This window comes from Mesorhizobium cantuariense (assembly GCF_042647205.1).
GTDB lineage: Bacteria > Pseudomonadota > Alphaproteobacteria > Rhizobiales > Rhizobiaceae > Mesorhizobium > Mesorhizobium cantuariense.
On record NZ_JBHRVD010000001.1, the window covers coordinates 1,435,853 to 1,456,858 of the forward strand.

The 21,006-nt window shown below is 62.5% G+C and carries 18 protein-coding genes; 8 read left to right on the forward strand and 10 right to left on the reverse strand.

What is annotated here, in order from left to right:
- Positions 1 to 44: 44 nt before the first annotated feature.
- From ACFOJ9_RS06750 to ACFOJ9_RS06765, 4 genes are all read right to left on the reverse strand, one after another.
- Positions 45 to 1,655, reverse strand: coding sequence for an ABC transporter substrate-binding protein (locus tag ACFOJ9_RS06750; protein ID WP_378977861.1), 1,611 nt, complete (start codon positions 1,653 to 1,655; stop codon positions 45 to 47).
- 63 nt (positions 1,656 to 1,718) lie between these two features.
- Positions 1,719 to 2,411, reverse strand: coding sequence for an HAD-IA family hydrolase (locus tag ACFOJ9_RS06755; protein WP_378987623.1), 693 nt, complete (start codon positions 2,409 to 2,411; stop codon positions 1,719 to 1,721).
- Positions 2,412 to 2,678: 267 nt separating this feature from the next.
- Entirely contained in the window at positions 2,679 to 4,052 is a 1,374-nt protein-coding gene (locus ACFOJ9_RS06760; protein ID WP_378977863.1) for an aspartate aminotransferase family protein, read from the reverse strand.
- A 14-nt stretch (positions 4,053 to 4,066) separates the two neighbouring features.
- Positions 4,067 to 4,906, reverse strand: a complete 840-nt coding sequence (locus ACFOJ9_RS06765; protein ID WP_378977865.1) for a GNAT family N-acetyltransferase — start codon at positions 4,904 to 4,906, stop codon at positions 4,067 to 4,069.
- A gap of 319 nt (positions 4,907 to 5,225) precedes the next feature.
- Between ACFOJ9_RS06765 and ACFOJ9_RS06770 the strand changes: the two genes are divergently transcribed.
- Both ACFOJ9_RS06770 and ACFOJ9_RS06775 read left to right on the forward strand, forming a co-directional pair.
- Positions 5,226 to 5,894: a haloacid dehalogenase type II gene (locus ACFOJ9_RS06770; protein WP_378977867.1), complete on the forward strand. Its 669-nt coding sequence runs from the start codon at positions 5,226 to 5,228 to the stop codon at positions 5,892 to 5,894.
- A 16-nt stretch (positions 5,895 to 5,910) separates the two neighbouring features.
- The gene (locus ACFOJ9_RS06775) at positions 5,911 to 7,185 is read left to right on the forward strand and encodes an NAD(P)/FAD-dependent oxidoreductase (protein ID WP_378977869.1); all 1,275 of its coding nucleotides are present in this window, start codon (positions 5,911 to 5,913) and stop codon (positions 7,183 to 7,185) included.
- Positions 7,186 to 7,223: 38 nt separating this feature from the next.
- On the opposite strand, the gene ACFOJ9_RS06780 is transcribed toward ACFOJ9_RS06775, so the two are convergent.
- The 6 genes from ACFOJ9_RS06780 to argE form a co-directional block, all read right to left on the reverse strand.
- Positions 7,224 to 8,681, reverse strand: coding sequence for an NAD-dependent succinate-semialdehyde dehydrogenase (locus tag ACFOJ9_RS06780; protein WP_378977871.1), 1,458 nt, complete (start codon positions 8,679 to 8,681; stop codon positions 7,224 to 7,226).
- Between the two features lie 17 nt (positions 8,682 to 8,698).
- Positions 8,699 to 9,742, reverse strand: coding sequence for a tartrate dehydrogenase (locus ACFOJ9_RS06785; RefSeq protein WP_378977873.1), 1,044 nt, complete (start codon positions 9,740 to 9,742; stop codon positions 8,699 to 8,701).
- Positions 9,743 to 9,752: 10 nt separating this feature from the next.
- Positions 9,753 to 11,216, reverse strand: coding sequence for an aldehyde dehydrogenase family protein (locus ACFOJ9_RS06790; protein WP_378977875.1), 1,464 nt, complete (start codon positions 11,214 to 11,216; stop codon positions 9,753 to 9,755).
- 149 nt (positions 11,217 to 11,365) lie between these two features.
- Positions 11,366 to 11,719 carry a cupin domain-containing protein gene (locus tag ACFOJ9_RS06795; RefSeq protein WP_378977877.1) on the reverse strand — a complete coding sequence of 118 codons (354 nt, stop codon included), beginning with the start codon at positions 11,717 to 11,719 and terminating at the stop codon, positions 11,366 to 11,368.
- 24 nt (positions 11,720 to 11,743) lie between these two features.
- Positions 11,744 to 12,667 carry a 2-hydroxyacid dehydrogenase gene (locus ACFOJ9_RS06800; protein ID WP_378977879.1) on the reverse strand — a complete coding sequence of 308 codons (924 nt, stop codon included), beginning with the start codon at positions 12,665 to 12,667 and terminating at the stop codon, positions 11,744 to 11,746.
- 11 nt (positions 12,668 to 12,678) lie between these two features.
- Entirely contained in the window at positions 12,679 to 13,803 is a 1,125-nt protein-coding gene (gene argE / locus ACFOJ9_RS06805) for an acetylornithine deacetylase (RefSeq protein WP_378977881.1), read from the reverse strand.
- Positions 13,804 to 14,036: 233 nt separating this feature from the next.
- On the opposite strand from argE, the gene ACFOJ9_RS06810 reads away from it, so the two are divergent.
- The 6 genes from ACFOJ9_RS06810 to ACFOJ9_RS06835 all read left to right on the forward strand — a co-directional run bounded on the left by ACFOJ9_RS06810 (position 14,037) and on the right by ACFOJ9_RS06835 (position 20,966).
- Positions 14,037 to 14,936: a GNAT family N-acetyltransferase gene (locus ACFOJ9_RS06810; protein ID WP_378977883.1), complete on the forward strand. Its 900-nt coding sequence runs from the start codon at positions 14,037 to 14,039 to the stop codon at positions 14,934 to 14,936.
- Between the two features lie 490 nt (positions 14,937 to 15,426).
- Positions 15,427 to 16,353 carry an ArsR/SmtB family transcription factor gene (locus tag ACFOJ9_RS06815; protein ID WP_378977885.1) on the forward strand — a complete coding sequence of 309 codons (927 nt, stop codon included), beginning with the start codon at positions 15,427 to 15,429 and terminating at the stop codon, positions 16,351 to 16,353.
- A gap of 183 nt (positions 16,354 to 16,536) precedes the next feature.
- The gene (gene arfA / locus ACFOJ9_RS06820; protein ID WP_378977887.1) at positions 16,537 to 18,048 is read left to right on the forward strand and encodes an arabinosylfuranosidase ArfA; all 1,512 of its coding nucleotides are present in this window, start codon (positions 16,537 to 16,539) and stop codon (positions 18,046 to 18,048) included.
- A 44-nt stretch (positions 18,049 to 18,092) separates the two neighbouring features.
- The gene (locus tag ACFOJ9_RS06825) at positions 18,093 to 19,184 is read left to right on the forward strand and encodes an ABC transporter ATP-binding protein (protein WP_378977889.1); all 1,092 of its coding nucleotides are present in this window, start codon (positions 18,093 to 18,095) and stop codon (positions 19,182 to 19,184) included.
- A gap of 19 nt (positions 19,185 to 19,203) precedes the next feature.
- The gene (locus ACFOJ9_RS06830; protein WP_378987626.1) at positions 19,204 to 20,121 is read left to right on the forward strand and encodes a carbohydrate ABC transporter permease; all 918 of its coding nucleotides are present in this window, start codon (positions 19,204 to 19,206) and stop codon (positions 20,119 to 20,121) included.
- Positions 20,118 to 20,966, forward strand: a complete 849-nt coding sequence (locus tag ACFOJ9_RS06835; RefSeq protein WP_378977891.1) for a carbohydrate ABC transporter permease — start codon at positions 20,118 to 20,120, stop codon at positions 20,964 to 20,966. The genes ACFOJ9_RS06830 and ACFOJ9_RS06835 overlap by 4 nt, the downstream gene beginning before the upstream one ends.
- The last annotated feature ends 40 nt before the right edge of the window (positions 20,967 to 21,006 follow it).

Genomic DNA, 21,006 nt, shown 5'->3' on the forward strand with positions numbered 1-21,006 from the left:
AAAGGGTGCCGGGGACCGAATGTCCTGTCCCCGGCAGGCGCCTCTCAGGCTTCAAGCCAGAGATATTCCGCCATTGCGTAGCCCATCATGCCACCGAGCGGGTTCGCTTCCAAACCCTTCACCTTGCTGGAGAGGGCATCCACGTTGGAAATATAGGCCGGAATGATGGTGCCGGCCTCCTCGGAGACCATGACCTGCATTTGGTTGTAGATTTCCTTGCGCTTGGCCTGGTCGAGCGAGCCGCGCGCCTCGACGAGCAGCTTATCGAATTTCTCGGACTTGTACTGGCTTTCGTTCCACGGCGCGTTGGAAGCGTAGAGGAGCGAGAACAGGATGTCCGGCGTCGGGCGCGGATTGATGTTGCCGAAATGGATCGGTGCCTTGAGCCAGTAATTGTCCCAGTAGCCGTCGGAGGGGACGCGCTGGACATCGAGCTTCATGCCGATCTCGGCACCGGCGGCCTGGACGATCGTGGCCATGTCGATCGAAGAGGTCGCGGCATCGGAGGCGATCACGGGGATGGACTGGCCAAGCAGGCCCGACTTCTGGAAGTGGAACTTGGCCTTGTCCGGGTCGAAGGCCTTCGGCTTGAGGTCGGCATTGTGGAAGATGTTCGCCGGCGAGACGGGCTGGTCGTTGCCGACTTCGCCGAGGCCGCGCAACGCCGATTTGACGATCTGCTCTCGGTTGACGAGATATTTCATGCCGGCCACGAAATCGGCCTTGCTGCCCGGATCCATGTCGAGCCGGATGTTGAGGTCCGTGTAGTTGCCCGAGGTCGTCTTCGACAATTCGAAGCCCTGCTGGCCACCGATGAGCTTCATTGCGCGCGGATTGATCGAGGCGGCGAAATTGATGTCGCCAGACAAGAGCGCGTTCACGCGGGCGCTATCCTCGCTGATAGCGATGAATTCGAACGAGTCGAGATAAGGCTTGCCCGACTTCCAATAGTTCTTGTTCTTGGTGACGACCGACCGCACGCCCGGTTCGAACGTTTGGAGCACGAAGGCGCCCGTGCCGTTGCCCTTGGAGAAGTCGGTGGTGCCGTCCGCCACGATCATGAAGTGGTGCAGCGCCAGGATGGTCGGAAGATCGGCGTTCGGATCGGCCAGGGTGATTTCCACGGTCGACTTGTCGACCGCCTTGAAGCCGGTCATCTGCGCGGCGATCTTGGCGACCTTGGAGCCGACCGCCGGATCAAGATGGCGCTTCATCGAGAAGACGACGTCGTCGGCGGTGAGATCCTTGCCGTCGTGGAACGTGACGCCTTTGCGCAGCTTCACGGTCCAGGTCTTGGCGTCCTTGCTGTCGAAGCTTTCGGCCAACTCCATTTGCGTGACGCCATCTTTGTCGAGGAAAGTCAGGCGATTATAGAGCGAGCAGCAGCGGACATAGTCGGTGGAGAGCGACGCCTTTGCCGGATCGAGCGTGTCGGCGGTCGAGGACGACCAGCCGGCGGCCTTGAAACTGCCGCCGGAAACCGGCGTGGCCGCGACGGCATTGGTGGCACGGCCAAGCACCACGCTGCCCGCGGCAACCGCGGCGCCGCCGGCCAACAGCATCTTGAGAAGTTCGCGGCGGCTCGCGCCCCGACGAATGGCATTTTCGACCATCGCATCGTCTGCTTCGGTCCAGTTCGTGATCTTGTCGGTCATATCATTCCCCTTTCTGTTGGTTTTGTCCGGGTGCTCGTCTTGCTGCGGGCTTTCCGGCTTGGCTCAGGTTGGTTCCTTCAGGCTTTCCCGCACGGCCGCCGCCAAGGCCGCCATCGACGTGAAGTGGTAGTCCGGCGCGGTGAAGCGTTCGGGCTCGATCGTGCCGCCATAGCCCTTCTGGGCGTGCCGACGCTCGATCCAGCAATTGGTCATGCCAAGCGCCCGGGATATGCCGATGTCGTGGTACTGGCTTTGCGCCACGTGCAGGATGTCGTCCTTGCTGTCGCCCCGGGAGGCCACGAAATCGAAGACCTTCTGGAAGAAGGCTGGGTCCGGCTTCTCCGTGCCGGTGTCGTCGGCCGTAAAGGTGGCGAAGAAGGGCGAACCGAGCTGCTTCTCGAAATGGTCGAGCGCCCAGCGCCGGGCATTGGTCATGGCGATCAATCTGTGCGACTTCGCAAGGTCCGCCAATGCTGCCGCGCTGTCGGGGAAGCCTTGCCAGACTCTGGCCGAATCCCGCAGGCGGACACCGTATTTCTCCTCGGCCGGCAGGCCGAGCCGCGGCGCGATGACCATGTAGACACGGACGAGATCGTCGGGAAACAGGCCTGCATCGGGCATGTATCGGGCTTGCCGGTACAGGGCCAGCGCGGCTTCGCCATCGATGGAAACGCCAGCGTCGGCGGCAATCCCGGCCAGGCAGGTCGTGATGCCGCCTTCGAAGTCGATCAGCGTGCCGACGACGTCGAAGGTCATATATTTGAATTCGCTAAAGCGCCTGGCCAAGATTGGCTCTCCTCTGCGCGCGGCCGATTTGCATGTGTTGAACAGAACAAAATTCCGTGCTGTCCGGGGCGTGGGCCTTTTTCAAAGACCCGGAAATCCGGGCTTTCTGGCCTTGTCTTATCAGCAGTCTGGCACTTCCCCCGCGCTGGATTCGCCGAAAAGGCGTGAGGGGGCGGCACAAAATTGCGAAATCGTCTGCCCCGGCGCTATTTCGAAACACGCGGTATTCGTCGCCTGTCATGCCGGGGCCTGGCGGACATCGGGATCGTCCAGCGTCTGATCGAGCGTCCGGCGCGTGCGCTCGATGATCGCATCGATATCGCTGTCGGTGCAGCAGAGCGGCGGGGCATAGCCGATAACCCCATGCGCAAAGGCACGGATGATGAGGTTGTTGTCCCACGCCCTGTCGAAGACCCGCCGCGCCGGCATGGCTGCCGCGGGGAGCGGTGTCTTCTTCTCTTTGTCGACCACCAGTTCGATCGCGGCAAGCATGCCGCGACCGCGCACCTCGCCGACGAGCGGGTGGTCGCTCAGGCTCTCCAAGCCCGCCATCAGGCGAGCGCCGGCCTTGATGCCGTTCTCCAACAGGCCGTCTTCGTAGAGCTTCAACACCTCGAGCGCGACGGCGGCGCTGACGGGATGGGCGGAATAGGTGTAGCCGTGACCGACGGCTGAAGCGCCCGCGCCATCGGCGATGACGTCGTAGACATGATCGGCCATGAACACGGCGCCCATCGGAACATAGCCCGAGGTCAATCCCTTCGCGGTCGTCATGAAATCGGGAACGATCTCCTCGTCCGTGCAGGCGAACAGGGGACCCGTGCGGCCGAAGCCGGTGATCACCTCGTCGGCGATAAACAGGATGCCGTATGCCCGGCAGAGTTCGCGCACCGCCTTGATCCAGCCTTTCGGCGGAACAATGACGCCGCCCGAGCCCTGGATCGGCTCGGCATAGAAGGCGGCGACCCGTTCAGGCCCGATCGCTTCGATCTTGGCCTTCAGCGCAGCGAGCGATGCCGCGATGATCGCGTTGCCGTCCTCGCCCACCGGGTTGCGATAGGGATAGGGGGAGGGGATCTTGTGCTGCCATTCGAAGGGAATGCCAAAACCGGTGTGAAAGGCGGGCAGGGCGGTCAGGCCGGCGCCGACCACCGACGACCCGTGATAGCCCTGCTCAATGGAAATGAACTGGTCGCGTTGCGGCTCGCCCCTGGCATTCCAGTAGTAGCGGACGAAGCGGATCGTGCTGTCGACCGCGTCCGACCCGCCAAGCGTGAAAAAGACGTGGTTGAGGTCGCCTGGCGCACGCTCAGCCAGTTCCGAGGCGAGGCGGATGGCTGGCTCTGAGCCGAGGTCGAAATAGGCGGTGGCGTAGGGAAGCTCGCGCATCTGCCGGGCCGCTGCCTCGACGATGCTGTCGTGGCCGTAGCCGGCATTGACGCACCACAGACCGGCGAAACCGTCGATAAGTTGCCGGCCAGATGCATCGGTCACGGTCGCGCCCTTCGCCGATTTCAAGACGCGCACGCCGCGCGCCTCATGGCCGCGATACGATGCGACCGGATGGATGAGATGGGCGCGGTCGAGTTCGATCAGGGAATTGGCGAGCATTGTTTTCCTCCGGACTAGCCGAGCGCCTGGTTGGCGAGGGCGTAAACTTTTGGCCTGGCGTGTCCCGCGCTCGTCTTGGGCGGACGGTCCATGGCCACGCCGCCGCCGACATGAGTGAGGCCAATTTCCTCGAGCCAGTCGGCTATGCCGGCCCCGCTTCCGGTATCCACGCGCAGGAAGGCGCCGGGACGCGGCGCGGCAAAGAAGCCGATCAGGGTCTTCGCCTCGTCGGCGCTTCCGGCGATGACCGGACCGATCACCTCGCCGCGCCCGAACGGGCGGATCGCGGCATAGGCCTCGATGACGCCATTGCGGCGGACGACGGCGAATTGCCCTCGCTCGGCCAACGCGTCGATCAGAGCCCCACGGTCGGCGCCATAGGCGTCGCGATCCATAGCCTTGATTTCAAGCAGGTCGCCGTTGCCTGCGGCCTCCACGCCGTCAGGCGCGTCAAGCGCCGCGACCTTGCCCTGATGCTGCAGGATGGCGCCGGAGGGCACGAAGCCCAGCTTCTCATAGAGAGGCATGCCGTCCGTCGTCGCGACGAGCCGCAGCGGACGGTCTTCGGCAAGGGCGAAGGCCTGTTCCATCAGCCGGCGCCCGAGCCCTTTGCCTCGCACGTTCCTGTCGACGATCACCATGTTGATCATGGCGCAATCCGCGCCATAGGGCGTAACCAGGATGGTCCCGGTGACCTGGCCGTGGCCGTCGAGCGCGACCGCGCCGCTAGAAAGCTGCAGCGCCATCTGCCAGTCCTGCGGGCGGTGCGGCCAATTTTCCTGGCGAGAAAGCGCCACCGCGCCCTCGATATGCTCCGGTGCGAAGGTCCGGATTTCGATCTCGTCCTGCTGCATGAGGCATCCTTCCGTCTGAAGCCAAGTCTCGACCATCGGCGCGCCGCAGATCGTCTGAAGGCGTTGGTTTCGGCGGTATCTTTCGCCGTAGCGCGAGGGGTGCGCCGCATCTTGTGCTGGCGCCGCCCGCAATGGGTGCGCTTGAGGTCGCGAAAGGCGCTCTCATTGGCCGTCAAGATGCTACAGCGTGCCAAACCCGACGGCGGATACGGAACTTTCTGCTTTCGGGAGGCCTATTTCGGTCAGGTGGCTCGTCGCCCGCCGGCTTATGATGAAGCGCATCGCAACGTTTGTGTGCTTCCACCGGAGATCGACGGACATGGCTTCTTTCAGGCCCAAATACATCACCTTCGACTGTTATGGCACGTTGACCCATTTCCAGATGGCGGAAGCGGCGCGCGACCTTTACGGCAGCCGGCTCGACGAACCGCGTATGCAGGAGTTCATCAAGAACTTCGCGGCTTACCGGCTCGACGAGATCATGGGCGACTGGAAGCCCTATGCCGACGTCGTCCACAATGCGCTCGAGCGCACCTGCAAGCGCAACGGCGTCGCCTTCAGCCCCGACGACGCCCGGATGGTCTATGAACGCGTCCCGACCTGGGGTCCTCACGCGGACGTCCCGGCCGGCCTCGCCAAGGTCGCCAAGGAAATTCCGCTGGTCATTTTGTCCAACGCCATGGACGCGCAGATCATGTCCAATGTCGAGAAGCTCGGCGCACCGTTCCACGCCGTCTACACGGCCGAGCAGGCGCAGGCCTACAAGCCTCGTTTCAAAGCCTTCGAATACATGTTCGATAGGTTGGGTTGCGGCCCGGAGGATGTTCTTCACTGCTCGTCCTCATTCCGCTACGACCTGATGTCGGCACACGATCTCGGCATCAAGAACAAGGTCTGGGTCAATCGCGGCCACGAACCGGCCAACCCGTACTACGGCTATGTCGAGATATCAGACATTTCCGGCCTGCCAGGCGTGGTCGGGCTTTGAAACAGGCGGATTGCCGATGAAACTGGTCTCCTACTGGCACGACACGGCCCCGGTGTTTTCCGGCGGGGCACAGGGCCCTGTCGAGGGGCACTACGATGCTGCCATCATCGGCGGCGGCTTTACTGGCCTTGCCGCCGCGCACCGACTGGCGAGGGCCGGCGCCAGGGTGGCGGTGCTGGAGGCGGAGCGGGTAGGCTGGGGTGCGTCCGGACGCAATGGCGGGCACCTGAACAACGGCCTCGCCCACAGCTACCTCTCGGCCAAGGCGGAGCTCGGCAAGGAACGCGCGATCGCGCTCTACCGGGCGCTGGACGACTCCGTCGACACCATCGAGGCGCTGGTCGCCGAGGAAGGCATCGACTGTAACTTCCGTCGCGCCGGCAAGTTGAAGCTTGCCTCCAAGCCGCAGCATTTTGAATCAATCGCCCGCAACTTCGAAGCCGTCCATGCCGACGTCGATCCGGATACAGCGCTGCTGTCAGCGGCCGACCTCAGATCCGAGATCGGTTCGCCCTTCCATGGCGCGATGCTGTCGAAGAAGAGCGCCATGATGCATATGGGCCGCTATGTGGCCGGCCTGGCCACTTCAGCCGTCCGTCACGGCGCAATCATCCACGAGAACGCGGCGGTGACAGACCGCAAGCAGGCCGGCAACCGGCATGAGCTGACTACCTCGCGCGGCCGGATCAGCGCCGACAATGTGCTGGTGGCGACCGGCGCCTACACCACGCCGAATTTCGGCTATTTCCGGCGACGGATCATCTCCGTCGGCAGCTTCATCATCGCCACGCGGCCGTTGAGCGACGCCGTGATCGCCGCGACCATGCCCGGCAACCGGACATGCGTGACCTCGATGAACATCGGCAACTACTTTCGTCTTTCGCCGGATAACCGCCTGATCTTCGGCGGCCGAGCACGCTTCTCGGCGACATCGGACCAGCGCTCCGACGCCAGGAGCGGGCAGATATTGCGGGCAAGCCTCGCCGCGATCTTTCCGCAACTCGCCAAGGTCGAGATCGACTATTGCTGGGGCGGGTTGGTCGACATGACCAAGGACCGCTTTCCGCGGGCCGGTTACCATGACGGTGTCTGGTTCGCGATGGGCTATTCCGGCCACGGGGCGCAGCTTTCCACGCATCTCGGCATGATCATGGCCGATGCCATGCTCGGCCGCGAGGATCGCAATCCGATGAAGGGGTTCGAGTGGCCTGCCATTCCCGGCTATTCCGGCAAGCCCTGGTTCCTGCCGATGGTCGGCCTCTACTACAAGGCGCTCGACCGGATTCAGTGATCGTCGGTTCGACCCGGTCGGGCTTCAGCCAAATTGCCTCAGCTGAGTCCGCCCATGTGGAAGCTCTTCATCTCGAGATATTCCTCGATGCCTGCCTGCGCCCCCTCACGCCCGAGGCCGGACTGCTTAATGCCGCCGAAAGGGGCCACTTCCATCGAGACCGAGCCGGTGTTAAGCCCCACCATGCCGAATTCCAGCGCCTCGCCGACGCGCCAGGCGCGTTTCAGGTTCTCGGTGTAGAAATAGGAGGCAAGCCCGTAGGGCGTGCCATTGGCCAGCGTGATCGCTTCTTCCTCCGTCTCGAACCGGAAGAGTGGCGCGACCGGACCGAACGTTTCCTCGCCGGCAAGCTGCATTTCTTTTGTGGCGCCGGTCAGCACCAGCGGCGCGACATACTGAGCACCGTCGGGCAATGCCGGCCTCGTTGTGATGATCGCCGCACCTTTGGCGAGCGCGTCCTCGACGTGGCGGTTGATTTTCTCGACCGCCGCCATGTTGATCATCGGCCCGATGGCGACGCCGGGCTGAGTGCCAGGCCCCACCGTCATGGCGTTGACGCGGGCGCTGAGCTTCTCGGCGAAGGCTTCATAGACTCCGGCCTGGACGAGGATGCGGTTGGCGCAGACACAGGTCTGGCCGCCGTTGCGGAACTTCGAGACGAGCGCGCCTTCGACGGCGAGATCGAGGTCGGCGTCGTCGAAGACGATCAGGGGCGCGTTGCCGCCGAGTTCGAGGCTGAGCCGTTTCACGCTGTCCGCCGCCCCGCGCATCAGCAGCGCACCGACCCGCGTGGAGCCGGTGAAGGAGATCTTGCGAACGGCCTCGTTCGCCATGATCTCGTCGCCGATCTCGGCCGGCATGCCGGTGACGATGTTGATGACGCCCGCGGGGATGCCCGCCCGTTCGGCGAGCACGCCGAGCGCCAGCGCCGAATAGGGTGTGAACTCGGACGGCTTGATGACCACCGTGCAGCCCGCGGCCAGCGCCGGCGCGACCTTGCGGGTGATCATCGCAGTTGGGAAGTTCCACGGCGTGATGATGCCGCAAACCCCGACGGGTTCCTTCAGAACGATGATGCGCCGGTCTGGCGTCGGCGAGGGGATGGTGTGGCCATTGATGCGACGCGCCTCCTCCGCGAACCATTTGACGAAGGACGCACCGTAGCGGATCTCGCCTTTGGCCTCGTCCAGCGGCTTGCCCTGTTCCGTCGTCAGGATCAGCGCGAGATCGTCCAGATGCGCCAGCATCAGGCCGTGCCATGCCTCCAGGAGGCCGGCGCGCTCGGCGTTGGTCCTCTTCTTCCAATCCGCATAGGCGGAAGCCGCGGCCTCTATCGCCGCGCGGGTCTCCGGACCGGCCATGTCGGGCACCGTGCCGATCGCCGCCTGGGTCGCCGGATCGACGACGTCGACCGTCCTGCCGGAGCCGGCGGCGACCCATTCGCCGCCGATCAGGCCGGCTTGGCGTAAGAGGCTTTTGTCTTTCAGGTTCTTCATCGAAAACGACCTTGCAATCAGGTGAGCGCCGCGACGACCGCGGCCGTGATGGCCTCCGTCCGGTCCTTGCCGGGAATGGTGCCTATGCCTCTGGCGGTTGCGGCTTCGACCGCCTTCATGACGCGGCCGGCCGCTACCTTTTCGCCGAGATGATCGAGCATCATGGCGCCTGACCAGATGGTGGCGATCGGATTGGCGATGCCCAGATGCGCGATGTCGGGCGCCGAGCCGTGCACCGGCTCGAACATGGACGGCGCCGAGCGGTCGGGATTGATGTTGGCGGAGGCGGCGTAACCGAGTCCTCCCTGGATCGCCGCGCCGATGTCGGTGAGGATATCGCCGAACAGGTTCGAGGCGACGACCACGTCGAGGCTCTCCGGCGCCATGATCATGCGCGCGGCAAGCGCGTCGACGTGATAGCTGGTCACTGCGACGTCAGAGTACTCCGCAGCCAGCTTTCGCGTGATCTCGTCCCAGAAAACCATCGAGTATTTCTGCGCGTTGGATTTGGTGACGGAGGCGAGCTTTCCGCGCCGTGTCCGCGCCTGCTCGAAGCCGAAGCGCAGGATGCGCTCGACACCGGCGCGGGTGAAGATCGAGGTCTCCACCGCGACCTCGTCCAGCGTGCCTTGATGCACGCGCCCGCCGGCGCCCGAATACTCGCCTTCGGTATTCTCGCGAATGCACAATATGTCGAAGTTCTCCGCCCGCAGCGGGCCTGTCACGCCCGGCAGCAAGCGGTGCGGCCGGATGTTGGCATATTGCACGAATGCTTTGCGGATCGGCAGTAGCAGCCCGTGCAACGAAACGGAATCCGGCACCTCCGCCGGCCAGCCGACGGCGCCGAGAAGGATGGCGTCGAAGCCGCGCAAGGTCTCGATACCATCGTCGGGCATCATGCGGCCGGTGTCCTTGAAGAAACGGCAGGACCAGGGGAATTCGGCGCCCGCCAGGGCAAAGCCGAAGTTTCTGGCCGCCGTTTCCAGCACCGTCCAGGCGGCGGCGGTCACATCGCGGCCGATGCCGTCACCGGGGATCAGGGCGATCGAATAGGACTTCATCGGCATCTCTTCACAGGCTGATCAGGACGCTCTTGGTCCTGCGGTTGGCGAGATAAGCCTCACGGCCGAGGTCCTTGCCGATGCCGGAGCGCTTGTAGCCGCCGGTCGGCAGGATATGGTCGCGCGAGCGGCTGTAGCGGTTGACCCATACGGTGCCCGCTTCGAGCTTGCGCACGAAACGGATGGCACGGGACAGGTCGGCGGTGAACAGGCCGGAAGCCAGGCCGTAGGTCGGATGGCTGGACAGCGCCAGCGCCTCTTCCTCGGTCTGGAAGGTTTGGACGGTCAGGACCGGGCCGAAGATTTCCTCGACGATCGCCGGATTGGCCTGGTCGACATTAGCGATCAGCGTCGGCTCGTAGAAATAGCCTGGGCTGTCCATGGTGTGGCCGCCGGTCAGGCATTCGCCGCCGACCTTGATCGCGGCCTGCACGATGCCATCGATACGCGCCCGCTGACGTTCCGAGATAACAGGCGAATATTGGGTCGCCTCTTCCCAGGTCGGGCCGGGCCGCGCCGCCTTCATCTTCTGCAGGATCGCAGCCGTCAGCCTGTCGGCGACGCTTCTCTCGACGATCAGACGCGTGCCGGCGACGCAAGCCTGACCGGCATTGAAGGTGACGCTGCCGGCGATGGCCGTCGCCGACTTCTCCAGATCGGCATCGGCGAAGACGATCTGCGGGCTCTTGCCGCCGAGTTCCAGCGTCATCGGCTTGACGCCGGTGCGAGCGACGTTTTCCATGATGGCCGAGCCAGCGCGGGTCGAGCCGGTGAAACTGACCTTGGCGATCTCAGGATGACCGGTCAGCGCCGTACCGGTCGTCGGACCGTCTCCCAGCACCACGTTTATGAGCCCGGCCGGCAAGCCTGCCCTAACGGCGAGTTGTGCCATGTAGACGGCCGAAAAGGGCGTCATTTCCGACGGCTTCAGCACGACCGCATTGCCCGCGGCCAGTGCTGGACCAAGCTTCCATCCGGCCATCGAGATGGGAAAATTCCAGGGCGTGATCGCGCCGACAACGCCGTAAGGCTCGCTCATGATCATGCCGAGACTGGCGTCGTCGGTCGGCACGAGCTCGCTGCCTTCCTTGTCGGCGAATTCGGCGAAGAAGCGGATCTGCTCGGCGGTGACAGCGATGTCGCCGGCAATGAGTTGGCCGATGGGTCGGGTGGAGCACAGTGCCTCGATCCTGGCCAGCGTTTCGGCTTCTGTCTCGATCAGGTCAGCCCACACCTGGAGTGCCTTCGTCCGTTCGCGCGGCCGAACACTGCCCCAGTTGCTGGACTTCAGCGCCGCCTTGGCGCTTTCCACTGCGCAACTGACCATATCGACGCCGGCCACCGGGCAAGCGGCGTATGCCTTGCCGTCCGACGGTCGGCACATCTCGATCGCACCCTCGGCCGAGATCAACTCCCCGCCGATGAAGTGGCCGACGGGAAGCGGGATTGTATCGGGATCAAAGCTCAGGCTCATCGACAACCACTCTGCGGCATCGGCTGAAGCCTAAAGCTTACCGGCACGCAGCATGCGCTGTTCGCCGATCCGCTACCGACGAATGTTGCGTGCCAGGCACGAGAGACGGCAAAATCTTCCGCGCAGGCCGGCACCTCGCGTTGGTTCTGTCAGCTCACAATCACGTAGATCTTGCGCACCGTTTCGATGGTTTTCCATACACCGGTGAAGCCGGGTTTCATCACGAAGCTGTCGCCGGCACGGTAGGTAACCGTCTCGCCGGCGTCGGGCGTGATTTCGATCACGCCCGAGAGGATGTGGCAGAACTCGAAAGTGTCCCCCTTGATCGAGCGCGTCTCCCCCGGTGTCGCCTCCCAGACGCCGGTACGGACACGATCGCCCTCCGTGGCGTCCTGCGCCCAGGTCTTGAAGGCGGGACTGCCGGCAACCAGCAGTTCGGGCGTTGCCTCGTATTCCAGCGGCGGGAAGGCTGGGTTGGTATCGACGGTTTTGAGCAGGGACAAGGGAAGACCTTTCAGGTTGGAACTTCAATAGCCGCGCGACCGGTCAACGAGGCCGATCGGATCGAGGCCGGCGCGGTGGCGCCGGATGTTGTTTATGACGGTCAGTGCGGCCGTCGCGGGCTGGGTGACGCTGGCGACATGCGGGGACAGGATGACCTTCGGATGCGACCAGAACCGATGGCTCGCGGGCAGCGGTTCAGGATCGGTGACGTCGATCATCGCCGCCGAAAGGTGGCCGCTGTCGAGCGCGGCGACAAGGGCTTCGTGGTCGAGTTGCGGCCCCCGGCCGGTGTGGACGAGCGCCGCGCCTTCAGGCAGTTCCGCAAATAGGCCGGCATCGAGCAAACCGCGGGTGTCTTCCGTCAGCGGCAGCAGGCAGATCAGTATGTCGCTGGCGGCGAGCATCCTCTTCAGTCCAAGCTCTCCATGATGACAGGTCACACCCTCGATCTGCCGCGGCGAGCGGCTCCATCCGGCGAGCGGGAAGCCGAAGGGCTTCAGCCGGTCGAGGACGGCTTGGCCGAGCTGCCCGAGGCCGAGCACGCCGACCCGGCGCGACATGGCCGGGAGCTGCGCGATATCTGCCCATTCAGCAGCGCGCTGCTGCGCCAGATAGGCCGGCAGGTTGCGGTGGAGCGCGAGCACGGCCAACGTCACATATTCCTGCATCATGCGCACGGTGCCGTCGTCGATCATGCGCACGATCTTCACGTTTGAAGGCACCCTATCGAGGCGAAGCTGATCGACGCCGGCGCCGATGGAAAACAGGATTTCCAGGCGTCCGTAGCGACCAATGTCCTGCGGTGCGATCCAGCTGATCAGATAACGCACGGCGTCGGGGTCGACCGATGCGGCATCCATCGTGAAGGGGACGTCCGGTAGTTCTCTCGCGAATGCCTCGGCGAAGATCGCCCCGCGGCGCGCATCGGAATTGAAAAGGAATGTCATTCCGCTCCCTTTCAGGCCGCGCAACGTGCGCCCAGTGCCTCGATCACCCGCTGGCAGGCGGCGAGTTCGCTGGTCAGAATGTATTCGTCCGGCTTGTGGGCGCGATCGATGTCGCCGGGGCCGCAAATGATCGCATCGAGCCCGGCGGCCTGGTAGAGCCCGCCCTCCGTGCCGTAGCTGACGGCGGCGAGCGGCGCTTCGCCGGTCAGTTCGCCCAGCAGTGCCGCAAGTGCCGTATCCTGCGGCAGCGATAGCGCCGGATAGGCGCTGACTGGTGTCCACTCGACAACATAGCCTTGGGCTGCAAGGGCCTCGGCCCGCACCTTGACGGGCGCGAGCAGGCTGGCCGGGTCGATACCGGGTATGGCGCGCGCCTCCAGCTCCAGCGTGCAACTGTCGGGAATGATGTTGACCGACTGTCCCCCTGCGATCACACCGGCCTGCAGCGAGGAATAGGCCGGCTCGAAGGCAGCGTCGAACGGACCGTGCGTCAGCCGTTCGGCCTCGCTCACAGCCGTGCTCAGCGCTTCGGACATCGCATGGATGGCGTTCAGCCCGAGGTCAGGCCGTGAAGAATGGCCGGAGCGCCCTTTGATGGTTACGCGGGCGGCCGCCTTGCCCTTGTGGCCCCGCACGGCGCGCATGCCGCTCGGCTCGCCGACGATAACGCCGAGCGGCTTCGCGCAAAGCTCGGGAAGGCGGCCGATCATATGTGGCACGCCGCGGCATCCCACCTCTTCGTCGTAGGAGAAGGCGAGGTGGATTGGACTGGCAAGACGCAGCCCCGCCAAGGTAGGCACCGCCGCGAGCACCGCGGCAAGAAACCCTTTCATGTCCGTGGTGCCGCGTCCGTAGAGCCGTTCGCCCTCCCGACGCAGCGCGAAAGGGGCCGAACTCCATTGCGGCTCACTGGCGGGGACGACGTCCATGTGGCCGGACAGAATGTACCCAGGGACGTCGGCGGGGCCGATCGTCGCAAACAGATTGGACCGGTCGCCTTCCGGCCCTCGAAGCAGGGTAACCTGCGTTCGGTGCTTTGCGAGATAGGCCTCGATCCAGCCGGCGATATCGCCGTTCGGCTTGCCGGCGACCGATGGAAAGGCGACAAGACGGTCGAGGATATCGAAGACGTCCATTCCAGCCCTCAAAGCATTTCGGGTTTGCCGGGATCGATGCCGTCGGCTGCTCGATTTCGGCAGAGGATGTGCGCATTCTTTCGCGATTGCGTGCCGAAAGCGGAAGTGTTTCAGTTGAATCTAGCGTTGCTGCGCGGCTTTCGAGCAAATCGTACCGGTCTGCTTGTTTAGCGTTGGCAGGCGGAAGGTTGCCATCGGCGCGCCGCCTTCCAGTACGATAATCTTTCAGGGGCATGGAATTGAAGCCGTCCGGAAGCTTGAAAATCGATACCTTCTCGATGCGGATTGGCGACATCGAAGGCGTTGAACTGGACCGCTTGCACGCGCTCTCGCTCTCCGTGGGATGGCCGCATCGCGCTGAAGACTGGCAATTCCTGCGCCAGTCGGGACACGGGTTCGTGGCGCTCGATGAGATCGGCCGGGTTCTCGGTTCGGCCATGTGGTTCGCGCATGGTACCGATTTCGCAACCGTGGGCATGGTCATCACCTCGCCGCGACTTCAGACGCTGGGGGCGGGGCAATGGCTGATGAAGCGGGTCTTCGAGAACGTCATCGGCTGCGATCTGCGTCTCAATGCAACGCGCGCGGCAAGGCGGCTCTATCTCTCGCTCGACTTCCAGCCGGAGAAGACCGTTTATCAATGCCAGGGCATCGCCCGCCTGGAGACGACAAGTAGCCCGACAGACATGCGCGATGTTAGGACCTTGGACCCAAGTGATATTCCCGCAGCGATCGCGCTCGACGCGGCAGGATTTGGCGTGAGGCGGGCGGCACTCATCGAAAGGCTTTTCGCACACTCGGCCGGCTATGGTCTTTTCAAGGATGGCAGGCTGAACGCATTCGCGCTCTGCCGGCCGTTCGGACGGGGCCACGTCGTGGGGCCGGTCGTGGCGGAAAGCGACGCCGACGCTTTGGCGATCGTCCGTCCGCACGTGGCCGACCATTCCGGGTCTTTCCTGCGGATCGACACGCACATGGACCATGGCGAGTTCGCCGCCTTTCTGTCGCACAGCGGAATGCCTGTTTTCGACACGGTGCTCACCATGTCGATGGGCAAACGCCTCTCCGATTTTGCCGTCGACGGCGCAGTTGCACCGATGACTTACGCACTCGCCAGTCAGACTCTCGGGTAGTTGATTCCAGGACGCGGGCCACCGCGGCAGACCACGCCTCGCCGTCACGCTTGTGGCGCTGGAGCATCAAACGCAGCAGGGCTAAACTGGAAGTCTTCGAAATTGCTTGAGGCGGGCGCGGATCAATGTGGGTCATGGACGTATCCAAGTTTCGGAAACGTCCCTCCAGGCTCACCATATTTGCCGCTGTTGACCTGGTCCATTTCACTGCATGCCTGAGTTCTCAAATCCTTCGTGGTGTGACACAGGATCGGATCCTCGACCCATAGAACATCGTGGCCTGCATCGCGGATCGCGCCCAGTTTGATGAGCGCCTCCTTCGAGGTCCTCGTTCGGATCGATCATCATTCTTGATCCTGCCGGGCACAGGTCTTCAACAGTCGCGGATCAACCAAAGTGGCATGTGTTTGGCCAACGCATTGATTAAATCAGATATCCCGATATACAAGATATTTTTCGGGTATAGATTTTGGCATAGATTGGCAGATTCATGAGTCGCAATTTTCTGGTGATCGAACCTGAGGAAGGCATCGCCGTCCTCAAGGGGCTGGCCTCTTTGGCGCGCATTTCCATGCTGAAACTGCTGCATGAGAAGGGGCCGATGAATGTCAACGACATCGCTGCAGTGCTGTCGCTGCCGCAATCGACTGTCTCTACCAATATCCAGGTGCTTGAGGATGCCGGCCTGATCCGTACCGAGAACCATAGGGCGAAAAAAGGCAGCCAGAAGATCTGCTATCCGACCGCCGAGGAAGTGCTCGTGGTGTTCAAGAGCGAGTATCGTGCGGTCAAGAACAATGCCATCGAAGTATCGATGCCGATCGGGCTCTACACTGGTTTCGAGGTGACGGCGCCCTGCGGCCTGTGTTCGCCGGACGGCATCATCGGTCTGCTTGACGTGCCGAACACTTTTCTCGATCCGGACCGTATGAAAGCCGGGCTGCTGTGGTTCACGCGCGGCTTTGTCGAATACCAGTTCCCCAACAATGCCAAGCTCGCCAATGCCGAGATCACCGAACTCGAAGTGGTGATGGAACTGTCCTCGGAGGTACCGGGCACCAGCGCCGACTGGCCCTCCGACATCACGCTCACGATCAATGGCGTCGATGTCGGCACCTGGACATCGCCCGGCGATTTCGGCGACAAGCGCGGCGTCTTCACGCCGTCCTGGTGGAAGCTCAAGGGCTCGCAATATGGCAAGCTGAAGAACTGGCGAATTTCCACGGACGGAACCTATGTCGACGGCGTCAGGATTTCGGAAACCAGCCTCGCTGTCCTCGACCTCAAGGGCCACCATTCAATCCGCATCCGTATCGGCGTCAAGGACGACGCCAAGCGCCCCGGTGGGATCAATATTTTCGGTAAGGGATTTGGAAATTACGATCAGGACATCCTGCTCAGGATCAAAACCGGTTGATATCATTAAACCGGGTTTCAAAGATAGTGTAACAATGTCAGCATCTTGCTTCCATCTATGGTAGATGCCGCCGCTTAATTGTCAGACATTTGGCTGTTTTTGACTTGACGAATGAGTGATGCTTCCCTTTGATATCGAACAAGATGATTTAAATCATCATTTGTGATATTGTGGGAGGAATGCATGAAGGCAGCCGTCACGGCGCATCCGCACTATGTTGTCTCGAAAATCGATCCGAGGCTCTATGGATCCTTTATCGAGCATCTCGGGCGTGCGGTTTACACCGGCATCTATGAGCCGGGCCACCCGACGGCAGATGCCAATGGCATGCGTCAGGACGTCATCGATCTGGTCAGGGAACTCAATGTTCCGATCGTCCGCTATCCCGGCGGCAATTTCGTGTCCGCCTACAATTGGGAAGACGGCATCGGCCCCAAGGAAAAGCGCCCGGTGCGCCTCGATCTCGCCTGGCACACATCGGAAAGCAACGAAGTCGGACTGCATGAATTTGCGGACTGGTGCACCTCCGCCAACACCGAGATGATGCTTGCCGTCAATCTCGGCTCGCGGGGCCTCGATGAAGCCCGCAACTTTCTGGAATATACCAATCATCCCGGCGGCAGCGAGTGGAGCGACAAGCGCATCGCCAACGGCCGCAAGGAGCCCTTCGACGTCAAGCTCTGGTGTCTCGGCAACGAAATGGACGGCCCCTGGCAGATCGGCCACAAGACCGCCGACGAGTATGGCCGCCTGGCCCACGAGACCGCCAAGGCCATGCGCGCCTTCTCCAAGTCGCTCGAACTTGTGGTCTGCGGCTCTTCGAATGCCAAGATGCCGACCTATCCCGAGTGGGAAGCGGTCGTTCTCGACCACACCTACAACGAGGTCGACTACATCTCGCTGCACATGTATTTCGACAACGAAGCCAATGATGCGCCGAACTACCTCGCCATGAGTGAGAAGCTCGACGACTACATCGTCTCGGTCGCCGGCGTCATCGATTACATCAAGGCGAAGAAGCGCTCCAGCAAGCAGGTCTACATCTCGTTCGACGAATGGAACGTCTGGTACCATTCCAAGGAGCAGGACAAGAAGATCCTCGGCGGCAATGACGGCTGGCCCTTCGCCCCGCCACTGCTTGAAGACATCTACAATTTCGAGGACGTGCTGCAGGTCGGCCTGATCCTCAACACCTTCATCCGCCGTTCCGACGTGGTCAAGATCGCGTGCATGGCGCAACTGGTCAACGTCATCGCGCCGATCATGACCGTTCCCAATGGCCCGGCATGGCGCCAGACGATCTACTATCCCTATCTCTTTGCCTCGATCTATGGCCGCGGCAATGCGCTGGATCTCAAGGTGGAATGCCCGACCTACAAGTCCACCGTCGCTGGCGACGTTTCCTATGTCGACGTCGCCGGCGTGCACGACACGCAGACCGGACATGTCACCTTCTTTGCCGTCAACCGCCATTCGAGCGAGGCAATCGAAACCGTGATCGACATTAGCGGCTTCGGCGCGGCCGACATCGTCGATCACCAGGTGATGACGCATGCGGATCTGAAAGCCGTCAATTCGGCCGGCAACCCCGGCAATGTCAGCCCCAGGAAAGGGGCCGGCGCCTCGGTGGCTGGCGGCAAGCTCCGCCTGTCGCTGCCAGCCTATTCCTACCAGATGATCCGCCTGAAGCTCTGACTGGCGGATCATCGAAAGTGCATGCGCCGAGGAGGAGCGCCGACGTGACAGCCGATATCGAGATCAGGAATGTGAACAAGCATTTCGGTGCCATGGCGGTACTGGAGGATCTGTCCCTCTCCATCAAGGCACGCGAATTCATCGTGTTTCTTGGACCGTCCGGCTGCGGGAAATCGACGCTTCTGCGCATGATCGCCGGCCTTGAAACCGTCGACAGCGGCGAGATCGCCATCAACAACGAACGCATCGATCATCTGCCGCCGGGCAAGCGTGGCATTGCCATGGTGTTCCAGTCCTATGCGCTCTATCCGCATATGACCGTGCGCGACAACATGGCCTTCGGGCTTGAGAATATCGGCATGTCGCGGGAGGTCATCGACGCGCGGATCAACGAAGCCGCCCGCATTCTCGAAATGCCGCATCTGCTCGAGCGCAAGCCTGGCCAGCTCTCGGGCGGCCAGCGCCAGCGTGTCGCCATCGGCCGCGCGATCGTCAAGGAACCGAAGGCCTTCCTGTTCGACGAGCCGCTCTCCAATCTCGACGCGGCTCTGCGCACCCGCACCCGTCTCGAACTTGCCCAGCTTCACCAGCGCCTGCAATCGACGATGATCTTCGTCACCCACGATCAGGTCGAGGCCATGACGCTCGCCGACCGCATCGTCGTCATGAACAATCGCAGGATCGAGCAGATCGGCTCTCCGATGGAAATCTACGAACGCCCGGCGACCAAATTCGTCGCCGGCTTCGTCGGCGCACCGGCGATGAATTTTGTCGAGGCGATACTCGACAGATCGGGTGAAAAGGCCGTGGCTAGATTTTCGGACGGTATATCGGTCCAGACCGGGATTGCTTCCGATCAGTTGAGCGATGGCAAGCACACTTTCGGCTTCCGTTCGGAAGATGTTCGCATCGTTGCCGCCGGACAGGGCAATGCCGTCGGCGTGGTCGATGTGCTCGAGCGGCTCGGCGAACGCACGTTGGTCTACGCCCGGCTGGGCGATGGCCAGCAGATCGTCGGCTCCGATGCGGGCAACAGCCGGGTCGCGGTCGGCCACAAGGTCGGGCTCGCCTTCGACGGCCAGAAATCGCATCTGTTCGACGAAACCGGCCGCGCCTGGCACGCGAGGGAGGTCTGATATGGCCGATCGGTTGACGATGCCGCAGACCGCGACGCCGGCGCCAGGCGTCAGGGCTCCCAGCGTCGACATCTACGCGCCGCAATGGCGAAACTTCATGTTCGTCGCGCCGTTCCTGTTCTTCTTCACGACGCTGCTCGTCTTCCCACTCCTCTGGGGAATGTGGCTGAGCTTCCACAAGGCCGATACGTTCTCGTCCGGAAATTTTGTCGGGCTAGGCAACTATGTCAGGCTGTTCCACGACAAGGTGTTCCTGCAATCGGTCTGGAACACCTTCTACTTCGTGCTTCTGACCGTGCCGACGCTGGCGCTGATCGGCCTTTTTCTCGCGCTTTGCCTCAACCGCCGCACGCGCACTGCCGCGGTGCTGCGCACCCTGTTCTTTTCTTCCTCGGTGCTGTCGGTCACCATCGTGACACTGATCTGGCGCATCGTGTTCATTCCGAATGTCGGTCTGCTGTCGACGATCTACGGATGGTTCGGAGCGACTGCTCCGGCTTTCATTTCCGATCCCAGCCTTGCCATGATCGGCATCGCCATTGCCACCGTCTGGTGGTGCATCGGCCTGCCGATGATGCTCTTTCTTTCAGCCCTGCAGCAGATCCCGCAGGATATCTACGAAGCGGCGGCGCTGGACAATGCCAATCGCTGGCAGACGCTGCGCTCGATCACGCTGCCGTCGATCAAGCGCACCTTCATCCTGGTGATCATTGTCCAGATCGTGCTGCAATTTCAGCTGTTCGGCCAGGCCTGGCTGATGACGCGCGGCGGCCCTAACAACCTGACCAAGCCGATCGTGCTCTACATCTACGACACCGCATTCCGGCGCTGGGATCTGGGCCTGGGTGCCGCGGCATCGGAGATCCTGTTCATCCTCATCCTGATCGCGGCGATGGCCCAGTATCTCGTCACGCGCAACAAGGCGGATCAGGCATGAGAGCGCCAGCAATTTCCATCAGGGGACGCGCATTTGGCGACCGCGTGTTGCTGGCTCTCGTCATCCTGCTTTCGATCGTCATGATCGCACCGGTGCTGTGGGTCATCGGCCTGTCGCTGAAGGAAAACGCCGAGTTGATGGCCAATCCGAATTCGGTATTTCACGCGCCCTATACGCTCAAGAACTACATCAACACCATCGGTACCTCGTCGGTATTCGTCTGGGTGTTCAACAGCATCATCGTCTCGGGCGGATTGACACTTGGCACGCTGATCCTGTCGTCGCTCGCCGGCTACGGTTTTGCCCGGCTGAACTTCCCCGGCCGAAACATCCTGTTCGTGATCGTGCTCTTCGGCCTGGCGGTTCCGGAACAGGCCGTGCTTGTCGCCCGCCACCAGATCTTCGGCATGCTGAAGTTCCACAACACCTATCACGGGCTCATCCTCCCGGGCCTGTCGGCTTCGTTCGGCGTCTTCCTGATGACCCAATATTTCAAGGCCATCCCGAAGGAGCTGGACGAAGCCGCCATGCTGGACAATGCCAGCCGGTTCAGGATTTTCTGGAAGGTGCTTCTGCCGCTCACTGTGCCTGCACAGGCAACCCTGGGCATCTTCACCTTCCTCGGCGCGTGGAACGACTATCTGTGGCCGCTGATCTCGGCGACCAGGAAGGAGATGTACACGCTGACTGTGGGCATGGCCTCGACGCAGACCAATTTCGCCCAGTCTGAAGGCATCGGTTTCCTGATGGCGCAGGCGGTGTTCGCCGGCGCGCCGATCCTGATCGTCTACCTGTTTTTCCAGAAATACATCGTCACGGCCGTCTCCGGCGCTGCGGTGCGATGACGAGATTGCCTGCGGCGGGGAGTGTGCCGCGGCGATGGAA